Origin of the sequence: Serinicoccus sp. CNJ-927 (genome assembly GCF_001942435.1) — a bacterium.
Classification (GTDB): Bacteria; Actinomycetota; Actinomycetes; order Actinomycetales; family Dermatophilaceae; genus Ornithinicoccus; species Ornithinicoccus marinus.
Map to the genome: position 1 here is coordinate 33,356 of NZ_MKKF01000002.1, position 15,204 is coordinate 48,559.

A 15,204-nucleotide genomic window follows, 5' to 3' on the forward strand; every position below is an offset into this window, starting at 1 on the left:
GTGGTTGCTCCGGCCGGGGATCTCACCCCTGCCGTGGCGGCATCTGAGAGGCTGACGGCATGAGCCGCACCCTGCCGATGACCGAGCCGCTGCCCGGCCAGCCCGACCGGGTGACGATCTACGAGGTCGGTCCCCGCGACGGCCTGCAGAACGAGAAGTCCGTCGTGCCGACGCACGTCAAGGCCGAGTTCGTGCGGCGGCTGCTCGCCGCCGGGCTGGACACGGTCGAGCTCACCAGCTTCGTCCCGCAGAAGTGGGTGCCCCAGCTCGGCGACGCCGAGGAGCTGCTGGACGAGCTGGGCGAGATCGGCACGGGGCGGCAGCGTCCGGTCCTCGTGCCCAACGAGCGCGGCCTGGACCGTGCCCTGCAGCGTGGCGTCACCTCGATCGCGATCTTCGGCAGCGCGACCGAGACCTTCGCCCGCAAGAACCTCAACCGGTCGGTCGAGGAGTCGCTCCAGATGTTCGCGCCCGTGGTGAAGCGCGCGCTGGACGCCGGTGCCTGGGTGCGGGCCTACGTCTCGATGTGCTTCGGCGACCCCTGGGAGGGACCGGTGCCGGTCGAGCAGGTCGTCGACGTCTGCTCCCGGCTCATGGACCTCGGTTGCGACCAGCTCTCGATCGGCGACACCATCGGCGTCGGCACCCCGGGCCACGTGCATTGGCTCCTCGACGCGCTCGACGACGCAGGCATCGGCCCGGAGCAGAGCGCGGTGCACTTCCACGACACCTACGGCCAGGCGTTGGCCAACACCATGACCGCCATCGGCCGCGGGGTCCGGGTGGTGGACGCCTCGACGGGTGGTCTGGGCGGCTGCCCGTATGCCAAGTCGGCCACCGGCAACCTCGCGACCGAGGACCTGGTGTGGGCGCTCGACGGCCTGGGCATCGAGCACGGCGCCGATCTCGACGCGCTTGTGCGGACCAGCACCTGGATGGCCGAGCAGCTCGGCCGGCCGGCTCCCTCGCGGGTCGTGCGGGCACTCGCCGGCGGCTGAGCGTTCCCGGCGGGGTGTCGGCGGCCTACGATGAGGCGATGCTGCTGGGGGAAGAGCTCATCCTGCTGCTGCTCGACGACCGCACGGGCACCTGGTTGGTCCGGCGCCCGGCCGTCCGTGCGGCGGTGCGGGTGTCGCTCGTGGTCGAGCTGCTCGCACGTCGCCGGCTGGCCCTGGACGACCACGGCGTGCTGGTGGCCGGCCTGAGCGGGACGACGGGTGGCGACCGGTTGCTGGAGCAGGTGGCCCAGCAGGTCGTGGGGCAGCGCCCGGCCGAGCTGAAGCGCCCTCGTCGCGGTGAGGTCGGGGAGCTGCTGGCGCGGCTGCGGGGCTCCGGCGCGCTCCGCCGGCGCTGGCTGAACCGCTCCCGGCACCTCCCGCGCGACGCCCACCGTGAGGCGGGCGTCCTCGCCCGGCTGCGCGAGGCGCTGGGGGTGGACCGGCGACCGGACCGGCATACCGCGCTACTCGTCGCCCTCGTCTTCGAGCTCGGCCTGCTGCCGACCCTCTTCCCCGGCGAGGACGTCCTCACGCTCGACCACCGGGCCGCCGCCATCGTCGAGACGCTGCGGACCGACCTGCACTACTTCCCGACGACACTGGGTGACGACGCCCGCGAGCGGGTCGAGGGGCGGGACGTTGCCGAGGGCATGGGCGACGTCCTCTCCGGGGTCGGGGAGGCGCTGGAGTTCCTGGACGTGGTGGTCGGCGCCGGCCGGCTCCTGAGCCTGCCGGTGCGCGCGCTGGTGCGGGTGCTCGGCGAGCTCTGAGAGGTATGCCCGTGCTCCCGCGTCCATCGGCGTCGCCGCCCGGGGTGGACCGCTCGCGGGTGTCAGGTGCCGGCGATGTCCCGCCGTCGGTAGCCGACCGCGCCCAGGGCCATGAGCGCCACCGCGGCCGCGAGCGTGCCGAGCACGGCGGCCCAGTCCATCTCCTCCACCGGCAGCTGCGGCAGCGCCGCCCACGGGGTCAGCCGCGTCAGCCACTCCGGCAGGCCGAGCGCCGTGCCCACCCAGACCATGAACAGGCTCCACCCGACGACCACCCAGGCGAGCCACCCGAACCGGGGCGCCCACCCGTGGAGCAGCACCGCGACCCCGAGCGCGACGAGACCGCCCGGTGCCAGGGCCAGCGCACCTCCCGCGGTCTGCGCGACCCAGGACGCGTCCCCGGTGGCCCGCGCCTGGTTGAGCGCGAGGACCGCCCCGGCCGCGGCGAGCAGCAGCACCGGCGCGGCAGCGGCGATGACGAGGTGGCTGGCGAGCAACCGGCCCCGGGGCAGGGCGGTCGAGAGCACCAGCTCGGCGTGCCCGCGCTCCTCCTGCTCGGGCAGCCGCCCGAAGAGCTGCACCGCGACCACCGCCATGACGACCGACACGATGCCCAGCATCGCGACGAAGAACGCCTCCGCCAGCTGCTCGGCGCCGCCGCCCATGCGCTCGAAGACGACCCGCAGCTGCGGCACCTGCTCGAGCATGTCGGCGAAGCTCGTCGACAACGAGCCCATGGCGAGAGCGAAGAGCAGCATCCCCAGGCTCCAGCCGACGACCTGACCCCGGTGCAGCCGCCAGGCCAGGGCGGCGCCGCTGCGCAGACCCGCCGGGGCAGCCGCCCGGCCCCGCCGCGCCGCCCACAGCCCGGACCCGTGGTCACGTCGCGCCTCCAGCGCCACGGCGCCGACGAGCAGCAGCAGGCCGGCCGCCGCGGGCAGCAGCAGCACCCACCAGCGCTCACCGGCATACGGCCGCACCAGTGCCATCCACTGCAGCGGCGAGCCCCACGCCAGCCGCGACACCGCGTCGTCGCTCGACCCGTCGGCCACCGCGCGCAGGGTGTATGCCGCCGCGATCGTCCACATCCCGATCGCGCGGGCGGTGCGCGCCGACGCGCTCAGCTGGGCGGCGACCGCCCCGACCCCGGCGAAGGTGGCGCCGACGAGCGCGAGACCGGCACCGAAGGCGACGGACCCGGCCACCGGCTCGCCGAGGGCCGTCATGGCCCCGGCCACGAGCACCCCGAGAGCCAGGCAGGCGCCCACGGTGACGAGTATCCCGGCGACGAGCGGGGCGTGCCGCCCGACCGCGCCGGAGCGCAGCAGCTCGGTGCGCCCGTCCTCCTCCTGGGCCCGCGTCGAGCGGATGATGCCGAGGACGGCCATGATCGCGGTCATCGCGGCGACGAAGGTGCCGACCCGCCAGACGGTGAACCCGCCCGCGGTGGTGAGGTCCACGGGCGGGCCGAGCATCGCCCGCATCGTCGGGTTGGCGGTCATCGTGGTGATGAGGAGGTCGGCGTTGTCGGGGTCGATGATCTGCTCGTAGGCGGCCGCCGTGGCCGGCACGACGACCGTGAGCGCGAGCACCCAGGCGAGATAGAACCACCGGCTGCGCCGGGCCGCGAGCCGGACCAGCTCGCCGAGGCCGGTCACGGCGCCGACTTGTCGTAGTGCCGCAGGAAGAGCTCCTCCAGCGTCGGCGGGGTGGAGGTGATGGACCGGATGCCCAGGGCGGAGAGCCGCGACATCACCGACCCCAGCTCGGTGTCGTCGACCTGGCACGTCAGGCGGTGACCCTCGATCTGCGCGTCGTGGACACCGGGCGCGTCGGCGACCCCGGCGGGCACCGGCACGGCGAGCTCGGCGACCACGGAGGTGCGCGTGAGGTGGCGCAGCTCGGCGAGCGTGCCGGACTCCACGATCTGCCCCGCGCGGATGATCGAGACCCGGTCGCAGAGGTGCTCGACCTCGGACAGGATGTGGCTGGAGAGCAGCACGGTCCGGCCCCGCTCGCGCTCGGCCTCGACGACGAGACGGAACTGCGCCTCCATGAGCGGGTCCAGCCCGCTCGTCGGCTCGTCGAGGAGGAGCAGCTCGACGTCCGAGGCGAGGGCCGCGACGAGCGCGACCTTCTGCCGGTTGCCCTTGGAGTAGGTGGTGCCCTTCTTGGTCGGGTCGAGGTCGAAGCGCTCCAGCAGGTCGGCGCGACGGCCCTGGTCCAGCCCGCCGCGCAGCCGTCCGAGCAGGTCGATGACCTCGCCACCGGTGAGCCCGGGCCACAGCGCGACGTCACCGGGCACGTAGGCCAGGCGCCGGTGCAGCGCGGGTGCGTCCGCCCACGGGTCGCCCCCGAGCAGCCGCGCAGTCCCGCTGTCGGCGCGCAGCAGCCCGAGCAGGACGCGGATGGTGGTCGACTTGCCCGAGCCGTTGGGGCCGAGGAAGCCGTGCACCTCGCCCTGCTCGACCGACATGGTGAGGCGGTCCAGCGCCGTGGTCGTGCCGAACCGTTTGGTGACCTCGACGAGCTCGATGGCGTCCACGCGACCGACGCTACTCCTCGTCACCGCCGCTTGGCCGGACGTCGCGGGGACACCTGCGCGGTCGGGAGCGGCGGTAGACCGGGGCGCAGGTCGGTCCGCCCCGGACTACGCTGCGCAGGTGACCGAGGAGACCCCGGCCGGGGCGAGCGCCAGCGACTACCTGCCGCCCACGCACATCAGGGTGCTCAGCCTCGCCCTGATCCGCCACCCGGGCACGGGCGCGCTGTTCGTGACCGAATACCTCGACCCCGCGCGTGACGAGACCCTGCACCGGCCCGCAGGCGGCGGGATCGAGTTCGGCGAGACCTCCGAGCAGGCGCTGCGGCGGGAGTTCCGCGAGGAGTTCGGCGCCGAGCTCGAGGTGGGGGAGCGGCTCGGCGTCATCGAGAACATCTTCGTCTTCAACGGCCGCCCCGGGCACGAGTACATCGTGGTCCACGACGCGACCTTCACCGGCCGCGCGATGCTCGGCGCCGGTCCGTTCCCGGTGCTCGACGCGCCCAGCGACGTCGGGGTGTGGCGCGCGGCGACCGGCGTCGACCTGCCCCGGCTCGTGCCCGACGCCCTCGCCGACCTGCTCTGAGGCAGGCCCGCGGGCCGGCCCGCGCTGGCATACTCACGCGGTATGCCGATGGGCGAGGACGGGAGCTGGCGACCGGGGACGCGCGAGGATCAGCGACGCGAGGCAGCCGCGCGCGGGGACGACTTCGTTGTCCGTCTGCTGAGGTGGTCCTCGCCGGTCTTCGCGGTGCTCTACTGGGCCGGGGTGCTGCTCGGGGTGCGGCAAGGGAGGACCTGGTTCGACGACGGGCTGATCTGGTACGTGATCTTCGCGTCAGCCTGGACGTTCATGGCCATCGCCTTCTGGTGGACGCACCTGCGCGCACGGGCTCGCCGCACCTGACGCAGGATGCGTGCTCCGTCCCGAGACACGCCCGGGCCGGACCGGCTCAGCCGCGCACATGAACGCCTGAGCCGTTCAGGCCGGGCGGGTCGGTGGCCTGAGGCCTCGCGCGGACGCTGCGGCCGGAGGTGCCGGCCCGCGCTGGCATACTCACGCGGTATGCCGGGGCCATCGCCTCCCTGTGGACGCACCTGCGCGCACGGGCCCGCCGCACCTGACGCCGCGGCAAGCCTGCTGGGCGCGAACCGCGCGGCGGCACGGCATACCGTGGGGGGCATGAAGTCTGGGATCGACCGCAGCACCATGAACACCGACGTCCGCCCGCAGGACGACCTCTTCGCCCACGTCAACGGGGGCTGGCTCGCGTCCGCGACGATCCCGGAGGACCGGTCGCGCTACGGCGCCTTCGACACGCTGCGGGAGAACGCCGAGTCCGCGGTCCGCGACCTCATCGAGCGCGCCGCCGAGCGGCAGCCCGCGCTGGACACCCCGGCCGGCAAGGTGGGCGCGCTCTACGCCAGCTTCATGGACACCGAGCAGGTGGCTCGGGTCGGGCTCGACCCCCTGGTCGAGCCGTTGCGGCAGGTCGCGCAGGTCACGGACGCGAGCGCCTTCGTCGGGCTGTCCGCCCGGCTGCAGCGCGAGGGCGTCGACGGGCTGGCGCACGTGTGGGTCACCGCGGACGCGGGGGATCCGGACAGCTACATCGCCTACCTGCACCAGGGGGGCATCGGGCTGCCCGACGAGGCCTACTACACCGCGGACGAGCACGCCGCGGTCCGCGACGCCTACCGCGCCTACCTCGCCCGCCTGCTCGACCTGGCCGCCCCGGCCCTCGCGGAGGCCGGCCTCGACGACGTGCTCGGCGACGACGCCGTGCAGCGCCTGTATGCCCTCGAGGAGCGGATCGCCGCCGCGCACTGGGACCGGGTCGCCGCGCGTGACGCGGTCAAGAGCTACACCCGGCTCACCCGCGCCGAGCTGGCCGAGCGGACGCCCGGCTGGGACTGGGACGCCTGGGCGGACGGCCTCGGTGCCCCCGCCGGTGCGCTCGACGCGGTCGTCGCCCGGCAGCCCGACGTCCTCGCCGCCGTCGGTGAGGCGCTCCAGGAGGTGCCGCTGGCCGACTGGCAGGCCTGGCTGGTCGTGCGGCTCGTCGACTCGCTCGCGCCCTACCTGACCGATGACCTCGTCGAGGCGCACTTCGACTTCCACGGCCGCACCCTGTCCGGCACGCCGGCCAACAAGGAGCGGTGGAAGCGCGGCGTCGGGCTGGTCGAGGCGCTGCTCGGCGAGGCGGCGGGCGAGCTCTACGTCGAGGCCCACTTCCCGCCGGCCGCCCGCGAGCGGATGACCGAGCTGGTCGCCCATGTCACCGAGGCCTTCCGGCAGCGCATCACCGAGCTGGAGTGGATGGGGGAGCAGACCCAGGAGCGCGCCCTGGAGAAGCTCGCGGCCTTCCGGCCCAAGATCGGCCATCCGCCCGCCTTCCGCGACTACTCGGCCTACCAGCTCGACGCCGCCGACCTCGTCGGCAACGTGCGCCGCGGCGCCGCCTTCGAGACCGACCGTGAGCTCGGCAAGATCGGTGGCCCGATCGATCCGGACGAGTGGCTGATGACCCCGCAGACGGTCAACGCCTACTACCACCCGATGCTCAACGAGATCGTCTTCCCGGCGGCGATCCTGCAGCCGCCCTTCTTCGACGTCGACGCCGACGACGCCGCCAACTACGGCGGGATCGGGGCGGTCATCGCGCACGAGATCGGGCACGGCTTCGACGACCAGGGCAGCAGGTATGCCGGTGACGGGTCGCTCACCGACTGGTGGACCGAGGCCGACCGGGAGCCTTCGACGCCCGCAGCCAGCGGCTCGTCGAGCAGTTCGGCGCCTTCTCCCCGCGCGACATCCCGGGTGGGACCGCGACGGTCAACGGCGGCCTCACCGTCGGCGAGAACATCGGTGACCTGTGCGGCCTCGAGCTGGCCCACCTCGCCTACCGCATCGCCACCGACGGACAGGCCCCGGAGGTCGACGGGTGGACCGGTGACCAGCGCTTCTTCCTCGGCTGGGGCTCGGTCTGGCGCACCGTCGCCCGGGAGGAGGAGGCCCGCCGGCTGCTGTCCGTCGACCCGCACGCCCCGGCCGACCTGCGCGCCAACACGGTGCGCAACGTCGACGCCTTCCACGAGGCCTTCGGCACCCAGGAGGGCGACGGCCTCTGGCTCGACCCGCAGGAGCGGGTCCGGATCTTCTGAGAGCGGGTATGCCCCGGGCTCAGCGGTAGAGCTGCGGCGCCACCCGCCGCAGCTCGGCGTCCAGCATCGGCGCGAGGGTGCGGACGTAGGTCGCCGTGAGGTGGCTGTGGTCGCTGTAGACGACGACGTCGCCCACGATGGGCGGGCAGGTCTCGTGGGTGCACACGCCGTCGATCAGGTCGACGAAGGAGACGTTGCCGGGCAGGTCGTCGCGACCGGTCCAGGGCGGCGCGTCGCGGTAGCCCTGCGCCCGTGGCATACCGCAGCCGCCGGTGTCCTCCGGCTGCTCGGACAGGCAGTCCGGCACCCCTTGGGGCAGGCGCGCGGTGTCGCGGAAGCCGATGACCTCGATGCCCTCCCGGTCCAGCTCGTCCCAGACGTCGACGAAGCCGCGCGAGACCTGCTCGCTGCCGGGCTGGGTGGTCGAGCCGAGGGTGAGCACGGCGTCCGGGTCGAGCTCGACGAAGGTCTCCAGCGCCGCGTCGTTCCACGCCACGCAGCTGTCCGTCGGGAGGGCGTCCGTCGCCGTCGGGTAGTCGCCGGTGTTGGCGCTCAGGTGGCACCCGGAGCGGCTGATGACGACGACGTCCCACCCCTGCTGCTCCGCGACCACCTGCAGGGCGGGCAGGTAGTGCACCATGTGCGAGCCGCCGGTGAGCACCAGCGTGGTGTCGGCGCCGGGGGCCGTGCCCTCGCAGACCAGCACCTCGGAGGCCGCCTCGGTGTCCGCGTGGTCCTGGATGCACCCCTGGTCGTAGACGTCGGCGTTGTCCCGGGGCGCGGCGGCCAGGTCCGGCACGGGGGTGGCGCCGGTGTTGCCGAAGCCGGGCTCGCCCAGGGCCGCGGCCCCGGGGTAGGCCGGATCGTCCTGCGCCGCCTGCGCGAGCGCGGCCTCGCGCTGCTGGACCAGGGTGGCGGTCCAGGCGCCGAGCGCACCGGCGCCGAGCCCGACGACCAGCGCCCCGACGAGGACCACCCACCAGGGCCGCCGCAGCGGCGGGCCGGTGAGGGGGCGCTCCACGAGGGTGTGGGTCAGGTGCGCGACGACGACCGAGGCGAGGATCACCAGGGCCCCGTCGAACGGCCCCAGCCGGTCCCGCCCGGTGACGACGAGGGTGAAGACCACGATCGGCCAGTGCCAGAGGAAGAGCGGGTAGGCGATGTCGCCGGCCCACGCCAGCCACCGGCCGGACAGCCACCGGTCGGCGCCCCACCGGGTGCCCGTCGACCCGGCAGCCATGACCAGCGCGAAGCCGCCGACCGGCCACAGCGCGGCCGGGCCGGGGAAGAGCGCGGCGCCGTCCAGCACGAGCCCGGAGGTGGCGACCAGCGCGACGCCGACCCAGCCGCAGACGACGCGCACGCCCCGTGGCAGCCGCCGCTCGAGGGCGAGCAGCGCCAGCACCCCGCCGAGCGCCGGCTCCCAGAGCCGCGCACCGGTGTGCAGGTAGGCCACCTGCTGGTCGGCCAGGTGCAACCGGGCCGCCCACGCCATCGAGGCCGTCGTGACGCCGGCGACGGTCACGAGCAGCACCGGCCACACCGACCGGCGCAGCGCCCGCGAGACCAGCACGCACCCGACCACCACGAGCGGCCACACCAGGTAGAACTGCCCCTGCACCGACATCGACCAGAAGTGCTGGACCGGGCTGGTCAGCGCCCCCGCCGCGCCGTAGCCGAGCTGGGAGTCGATGAGCTCCCAGTTCTCCCGGTAGGTGAGGCTGGCGAGCAGCTCCCGGCCCAGCTGCTCCCACCGCGTCTCGGGCAGGAGCAGCCGGCCCGCGACCCACGTGGCGGCCAGGACGAGCACCGCGCTCGGCAGGAGGCGGCGGACGATCCGGCCGAGGTAGCGCCCGACGTGGACCGCCCCGCCGGTGCGCACCGCCTCGCGCGCCAGCATCCCGGTGAAGAGGAAGCCGGAGATCGCCAGGAAGACGTCGATGCCGCCGGAGACGCGCCCGTCCCCGAAGACGTGGAAGACCACGACCAGCGCGATGGCGAGGCCGCGCAGGCCGTGCAGCTCGGGACGGTGGTGCGCCTCCAGGACCGGGTGCTCCACCTCGGGCCGTGGCCCCCTGCCCGCCCCGCCGTCCCGGCCGACGGGGTCCGCGCGCGCCGCCGTCGTCGGGGCGGTCACCGTGCCGGTGCCCCCGGTGTCGCCGCCGCTCACCGCGCCGGACGCACCTTCGTGATCCGGTGCAGCGAGAAGGTGCGCACGTTGTCGTTGTCGGCGTCTCCCAGGCTCGCGCGCACCCGGCCGGCCTCGACCGCGAGCGGCCGCACCAGGTGGGTGGCGACGCCGCCGACGTCGTCGGCATACCCGATCCACAGCGCCTGCCCGTCCACCGCGGCCTCGCGCAGCGTGGCGGCGACCACCACCGGGTCGGTGATCGTGCCCTCCTCGTCGTGGCTCGCCGCACGACCGGTGTCGCCGCGGCGCATGACCCCGACGACCTGGCGGGCCACCACCTCGTCGACGCCGTGGGTGCGCACCGCCGGGGTCGCGGCCGGGGCGGCCCGGTGCTGCCGGGCACCTGCCAGCTCCAGCCCGCCGTCGACGCCGTCGGCGACCGGGCCATACTGCTCCTCGCGCAGCAGGTCCATCACCGTGGGCGCGGGCACCGGTGAGACGAGCACCGTCGGGGCGATCCGTCGCCACTGGAGCATGCCGAGGGCGCGGTCCCGCTCGATCCGGTCCAGCAGCGCGGCGTCGTCGCAGCGCAGGTAGGCCGAGCAGGCCCCCACCCGGGCCACCCCGTGCCGCCGCGCCACGTCGCGGACGAGGTAGTCCAACGGCTGCGGCACCCCGGTGCGCGAGACGGCGGCCAGCTCCTCGAGCACCCGGTCGGCGGTCCACCCCAGGTCCAGCGCGCGACGCACGCTCTCCTCGCCGAAGCGGTGCACGGTCGCGCCGCCGCGCGACTCCACGTCGCTGACGAGCCGCATGAGCGCCCGCGCCGCGCCGTCCAGCCGGCCCGGCGCGATCGCGGTGAGGTCGGCCTGCAGCAGCACGTGGTCGACGGCCGCCGGGACCAGGGGCTCCATGAGGTCGGCGGCACCGGCGGCGTCGTCCGCCACGACCGCCCGGCCCGGTCCGCTCAGCGCCCCCCGACCGGTGACCCCGGCCCACTCCGCCTCGCGCAGCACGGTGACGAGGCTGGCAGCCGTGTCGGTGCTGGCGGCGTGCCGCGCCATCCGCAGCGGGTGCCGCCACCGCAGCAGCTCGCCCAGCGCGTCCTCCTGCGCCACGGCTCCGGCCGGCAGCGTGGCGAGGGCGCGCAGCGCGTCCTGGCGGCGCTGCCGCCCGAGGGGGTATGACGTCGCGGTCGACAGCGCGTTGACCCGGCCGCCGTCCGTGGTCCCGACGAGGTCCGCCGCGGCGGAGGAGGCCCACCAGGCGCCCGCGAGAGCGGCCCACCGGGCCCCGGCGGCGTCGTCCAGCCAGTCGTCCGCCGCCGGGGTCGGCGCCCACTGGGCAGGCTGGTCCTGGCGGCGGCTGCCGTCGTCGACGGCCAGCAGGCCGGCGGCGTGCGCGGTCTCGAGCAGCCAGGCCGTCTCCTCCGGGGAGGTCTCGAGGTGGGCCGCGAGGCGGGAGAGGTCGCGGACGGCCACGCCGCCGGAGCGCAGCACCCGCGGTGGGCGGGTGCCCCACTCCTCGACGACCTCCGTCACGAGGACGAGGAGCTCGCCGGCCCTGCCCCCGGCGGCGGCGTCGACGACGTCGGGGTCGAGAGCGGCGTGCTCCACGGCCGGTGGGCGCGGTGCCGGGTGCTGGTGCAGCCGCCCGCCGCGCAGGGCGAGCGCGACCTCCCGGGGGAGCACCACGTGGCCCTCGTCCTCACGCTCCAGCAGCCCGGCGGCGACGAGCTCGGCGGCCGCGGCCGCGACCGGCGAGGCGGTGCGTCCGGGGCGGCGATCGCCACCGCGCCGCGGGCCGGGCCCCAGATCAGCGCGTCGAGCAGGCTGCGCTGCCGCGGGTCCAGCTCCGCCAGCGCCGTGCTCAGCCGATCGGGCCCGGGGACCCGTTCGCCCACCGGCCCGAGGCCCGCCGGGACGCCGACGACCTCGCCCAGGGTCCGGGCCGGCCGCAGGCCTTCCGGCGAGCGCCACGCCAGGGCCAGCTCCCGCAGGTCCGACGTCAGGCGCGCGGCGGTGTCCTCGTCGGTCGCGAGGAGGGTGGCGAGGTCGGCCGGCTCGGCCGGGTGGGCCACGAGCAGCGCCTCCAGCGCCTGCAGGTGCGCGAGGTCCAGCCCGTCCAGCGCGCGCTGCACGCTGGTGCGGGTGGTGGCGCGCCCGGCGAGCGCGGTGACGTCGGCCGGGGCGGGTCGCGCGAGGTCCGGACGGCGCTGGAGCAGGGCGGCCAGCTCGTCGTCGGTGCGGTCCCGGAGGTCGTCGGCGAGGGAGCGGGCGGGCCGGTCAGTCAAAGAGCGCCTCGTAGACGAGCTGGAAGCGGCCGAATCGCTCGCTGTAGTAGGGCCGGCGGGCGTAGTCCGGGGCCAGGGTCTCGCCGCGCTCCGGCCGGGCCCGGCGCACGTCCGGGGCCAGGCTCTCCAGCGCGAGCAGGGCGGTGCCGTGCAGCGTCGAGCGCTTCATCTTCACCGGCGTCACCGGCGTCCGCATCGCGTCGGCCATGATCTGCATGAGCTCGGGCCGGTCCGCGGCGACGCCGCCGCCGGCGTAGAGCTTCTCCGGCTGCGGCGCGACCTCGCGCAGCTGCTTGGCGATGCGGGCGTAGGACAGCGCGATCCCCTCGACGACACCCCGGTAGACCTCGGCGGGCGCCGAGGCCGCGGTGACGCCCACCATGACCGCCCGTGCCTCCGAGGCCCAGCCGGTGCTCCGCTCGCCGGTGAAGAACGGCAGCACCAGCGGCGTCGTCTCGTGCGGCTCGGCACGCAGCGCCTCGGAGAGCGCCTCCGGGCCGACGTCGTCGACGGCCAGGGTGACGTCCGCCCAGGCGAGGGCACGACCCACGTCGTTGAGCGCGCCGCCGATGAGCGACCGGTCGTGCGACACGCGGTAGCACCACAGCCCCGGCGGGAGGGTCTCGGGCATCTCCCGCACCAGGACGCGGATCGCTCCGGAGGTGGCGCACGAGGCGCCGATCGCGGTCTCGTCGTGCGCACCGAGGCCGACGTTGGCGGCCAGGCCGTCGGTGATGGGGGCATACCACCGCGCCTGCGCCAGGGCCGGCCACTCCTGCGCGATCCGCTCGGCGTGCTCCGGCGCGACCGCCACCGGCTCGTCCAGGTGGTGGATCGGCGGGAGCTGGTCGGCGTCGATGCCGCTGATCTCGACGAGCTCGGGATACCACTGCGCCGTGTGCCGGTCGACCAGACCGGTCCAGGAGGCGGTGGAGGTGCCGGTCGCGAGGGTCCCGGTGAGGTGGAGCATGACGTAGTCGCCGAGGGACAGGACGGTGGCCGCCTGCTTCATCACCTCGGGGCGCTCGGCCTGCAGCCAGCGCAGTCGGGCAGGCCAATAGCTGGAGTGCACCCGGGTGCCGGTGCGCTGCTGCAGGTTCTCCTCCGAGAGCTCCTCGCGCAGCTCGACGACCTGCGCCGCGCACCGCCCGTCGGCATACGTGAAGCAGGGGGTCAGGGCTGCCCCGTCGGCGTCCACGACGACCAGGGAGGAAGCGAAGGTGTCGAGCGCGACCCCGGCGACCTGCTCGTCCTTGAGGGCGGCCAGCAGGTCCTCGATGATCCCGCGGACCTCCTGGACGACCTGGTCGGGATCGATCTCGGAGGTGCCGTCGGCGGCCACGGTGAAGGAGTGCGCGACCTTGGCCCGTTTGCCCACCGGGCGGCCCTGCGCGTCGTAGATCATCCCCCGGCTGGCGGTGGAGCCCACGTCGACCGCGAGGACCAGGGGCAGCTCGGCGTCCTTGCGCTCGATGTCGAAGTTCGAGGCCATGAGTGCCAACTCTAGGCCGGATCGGGGCGATCCGAGGCATCGGCGAGGACGCAGCGAGGTCCGTGGGAGCATCGGGGCGTGCACCCCTCGACCGCCCTGGCCACCGTCCTCGTCGACGAGCTGGTCCGCGGCGGGGTGCGGGAGGCGGTCCTGGCGCCCGGTTCCCGGTCCGCGCCGCTGGCCTACGCGCTCGCCGAGGCCGACCGGGCCGGCCGGCTGCGGCTGCACGTGCGGGTCGACGAGCGCAGCGCCGGCTTCCTGGCGCTGGGCCTGGCCCGGGGGAGCGGGCGGCCGGTCCCGGTCGTCACGACCTCGGGGACCGCGGTCGCCAACCTCCACCCGGCCGTCCTCGAGGCGCACCACAGCGGCATACCGCTCGTCGTGCTCTCCGCCGACCGCCCCGCCGAGCTGCGCGGCACCGGCGCCAACCAGACGACCGTCCAGCCGGGGATCTTCGCGGGTGCCGTGTCGTGGGAGGCGGACCTGCCCGCGCCGGAGAGCATCGGCGCGACCGCGGCGGCGCACTGGCGGACGACGGTGTGCCGCGCGCTGGCCGCCGCCCGGGGGCACGGGACCGGAGCTGAGGGCGGTGGCGCTCACGGTGGACCGGTGCACCTCGACGTGGCCTTCCGCGACCCGCTCGCCCCGGACCTCCAGAGCACGGGGGAGGCGCCGCCGGGCAGGCCGGACGGGTCGCCGTGGACCGTGGTGGCCGCACCGCCGCCGGCGGCGGCCGACCCGGTCGCGGGCAGGGAGCGCACCGTGGTGCTGCTCGGCGACCTGCCCGACCCGGAGCAGACCCGGGCCGCGCTGCGCTGGGCGGCCACCGCCGGGTGGCCGGTGCTGGCCGAGCCGTTCGGGGTGCTGCCCACCGGGCCCGGTGTCGTGCCGCACGGGGTGCTCGTGGCCGACCGGGTCGCCCGCGGCGAGCTGGCGGAGCTGCGGCCCGACCGGGTGCTCACCGTGGGGCGGCTGACGCTCTTCCGCGAGCTCGGCGCCCTCGGGCGGCTGCCGGGGGTCGAGGTGGAGCAGGTGTCGGCCCGGGCGACGTGGACCGATCCCTCGCACGTCGTGAGCCGGGTGCACGGCCCGGGCGTGCTGGCCGTGCCGCCGAAGCCCGCGCCGGGTGCTCGTGCGTGGGTGGACGCCTGGGTGGGCGCCGGGAGGGCGCTCGGGCCCCGGGTGTCCGACGCGGTGGCAGGGGGAGACCTCACCGGTCCGGGCGTCGCGGCCGCCGTCGTCGCCTCGCTCGCGGCGGGTGACCTGCTCGTGCTCGGCTCGTCCAACCCGCCGCGCGACCTCGCGCTGGTGCTCGACGGCGGGCAGCCGCCGGTGCAGGTGGTCGCCAACCGCGGGCTCGCGGGGATCGACGGCACCGTGTCGACGGCCGTCGGCGCCGCGCTGGCCACCGGCGCGCGGACGACCGCGCTGCTGGGCGACCTCACCTTCCTGCACGACGCGGGCGGGCTGCTCGTCGGGCCGGGGGAGCCGCGCCCCGACCTCACCCTGGTCGTCGTCAACGACGACGGCGGCGGCATCTTCTCGACGCTGGAGTACGGCGAGCCCGGGCGCAGCGACACCCCGGAGCGGGCCGCTGTCACCGAGCGGGTCTTCGGCACCCCGCACGGCACCGACCTGGCCGCGCTGTGCGCGGCGCACCACGTGCACCACCTCCGCGCCGCCTCCCTCGACGACCTCCGGGCGGCGCTCGCGGAGCCGGCGCGGGGCATACAGGTGGTCGAGGTCCCGGTCGACCGGGCCGGCCACCGCCGGCTGCGGGACGCGCTGCGTTGACCCCTGTGCGCGCACGGTG

Annotated in this window: 11 protein-coding genes and 1 pseudogene; 6 read left to right on the top strand and 6 right to left on the bottom strand. The window is 75.4% G+C overall.

Going from position 1 to position 15,204, the window contains the following annotated elements:
- Window positions 1–59 precede the first annotated feature (59 nt).
- Window positions 60–998 carry a hydroxymethylglutaryl-CoA lyase gene (locus BJF86_RS00710; protein WP_075816570.1) on the top strand — a complete coding sequence of 313 codons (939 nt, stop codon included), beginning with the start codon at window positions 60–62 and terminating at the stop codon, window positions 996–998.
- 38 nt (window positions 999–1,036) lie between these two features.
- Window positions 1,037–1,768 (top strand): GOLPH3/VPS74 family protein, encoded by a 732-nt coding sequence (locus BJF86_RS00715; protein ID WP_143553613.1) that lies wholly within the window; start codon window positions 1,037–1,039, stop codon window positions 1,766–1,768.
- A 62-nt stretch (window positions 1,769–1,830) separates the two neighbouring features.
- Here the strand turns inward: BJF86_RS00715 and BJF86_RS17765 are convergent, their stop codons facing one another.
- Together BJF86_RS17765 and BJF86_RS00725 are read right to left on the bottom strand one after the other, a co-directional pair.
- Window positions 1,831–3,426 carry an ABC transporter permease gene (locus BJF86_RS17765; protein WP_075816572.1) on the bottom strand — a complete coding sequence of 532 codons (1,596 nt, stop codon included), beginning with the start codon at window positions 3,424–3,426 and terminating at the stop codon, window positions 1,831–1,833.
- The gene (locus tag BJF86_RS00725; RefSeq protein WP_075816573.1) at window positions 3,423–4,313 is read right to left on the bottom strand and encodes an ABC transporter ATP-binding protein; all 891 of its coding nucleotides are present in this window, start codon (window positions 4,311–4,313) and stop codon (window positions 3,423–3,425) included. The genes BJF86_RS17765 and BJF86_RS00725 overlap by 4 nt, the downstream gene beginning before the upstream one ends.
- A gap of 118 nt (window positions 4,314–4,431) precedes the next feature.
- On the opposite strand from BJF86_RS00725, the gene BJF86_RS16785 reads away from it, so the two are divergent.
- The 3 genes and pseudogenes from BJF86_RS16785 (at window position 4,432) to BJF86_RS00740 (ending at window position 7,475) form a co-directional block, all read left to right on the top strand.
- A complete protein-coding gene (locus tag BJF86_RS16785; protein WP_237768016.1) occupies window positions 4,432–4,896 on the top strand; it encodes an NUDIX domain-containing protein in 465 nt (154 codons plus the stop codon).
- A 42-nt stretch (window positions 4,897–4,938) separates the two neighbouring features.
- The gene (locus BJF86_RS00735) at window positions 4,939–5,217 is read left to right on the top strand and encodes a hypothetical protein (protein WP_075816574.1); all 279 of its coding nucleotides are present in this window, start codon (window positions 4,939–4,941) and stop codon (window positions 5,215–5,217) included.
- A 276-nt stretch (window positions 5,218–5,493) separates the two neighbouring features.
- A pseudogene (locus BJF86_RS00740) lies at window positions 5,494–7,475 on the top strand (M13 family metallopeptidase).
- 19 nt (window positions 7,476–7,494) lie between these two features.
- On the opposite strand, the gene BJF86_RS00745 reads toward BJF86_RS00740, so the two are convergent.
- The 4 genes from BJF86_RS00745 to BJF86_RS00755 form a co-directional block, all read right to left on the bottom strand.
- Window positions 7,495–9,645, bottom strand: coding sequence for an acyltransferase family protein (locus BJF86_RS00745; RefSeq protein WP_083652607.1), 2,151 nt, complete (start codon window positions 9,643–9,645; stop codon window positions 7,495–7,497).
- Window positions 9,642–10,670, bottom strand: a complete 1,029-nt coding sequence (locus BJF86_RS18465; protein WP_321166122.1) for a helicase-associated domain-containing protein — start codon at window positions 10,668–10,670, stop codon at window positions 9,642–9,644. Before BJF86_RS18465 ends, BJF86_RS00745 begins: the two co-directional genes overlap by 4 nt.
- A 473-nt stretch (window positions 10,671–11,143) precedes the next feature.
- The gene (locus BJF86_RS18470) at window positions 11,144–11,899 is read right to left on the bottom strand and encodes a hypothetical protein (RefSeq protein WP_143553616.1); all 756 of its coding nucleotides are present in this window, start codon (window positions 11,897–11,899) and stop codon (window positions 11,144–11,146) included.
- Complete coding sequence (locus BJF86_RS00755) at window positions 11,892–13,391, bottom strand: gluconokinase (protein ID WP_075816575.1); 1,500 nt, start codon at window positions 13,389–13,391, stop codon at window positions 11,892–11,894. Before BJF86_RS00755 ends, BJF86_RS18470 begins: the two co-directional genes overlap by 8 nt.
- A 78-nt stretch (window positions 13,392–13,469) precedes the next feature.
- On the opposite strand from BJF86_RS00755, the gene menD reads away from it, so the two are divergent.
- Complete coding sequence (gene menD, locus BJF86_RS00760; protein WP_075816576.1) at window positions 13,470–15,185, top strand: 2-succinyl-5-enolpyruvyl-6-hydroxy-3-cyclohexene-1-carboxylic-acid synthase; 1,716 nt, start codon at window positions 13,470–13,472, stop codon at window positions 15,183–15,185.
- Window positions 15,186–15,204: the final 19 nt, after the last annotated feature.

What these genes read in the sequence shown, in the direction of transcription:
- BJF86_RS00710 (WP_075816570.1), top strand. Translation starts at nt 60, where the DNA reads ATGAGCCGCACCCTGCCGATGACCGAGCCGCTGCCCGGCCAGCCCGAC.
- BJF86_RS00715 (WP_143553613.1), top strand. Translation starts at nt 1,037, where the DNA reads ATGCTGCTGGGGGAAGAGCTCATCCTGCTGCTGCTCGACGACCGCACG.
- BJF86_RS00735 (WP_075816574.1), top strand. Translation starts at nt 4,939, where the DNA reads ATGCCGATGGGCGAGGACGGGAGCTGGCGACCGGGGACGCGCGAGGAT.
- BJF86_RS18465 (WP_321166122.1), bottom strand. Translation starts at nt 10,670, where the DNA reads ATGGCGCGGCACGCCGCCAGCACCGACACGGCTGCCAGCCTCGTCACC.
- BJF86_RS00755 (WP_075816575.1), bottom strand. Translation starts at nt 13,391, where the DNA reads ATGGCCTCGAACTTCGACATCGAGCGCAAGGACGCCGAGCTGCCCCTG.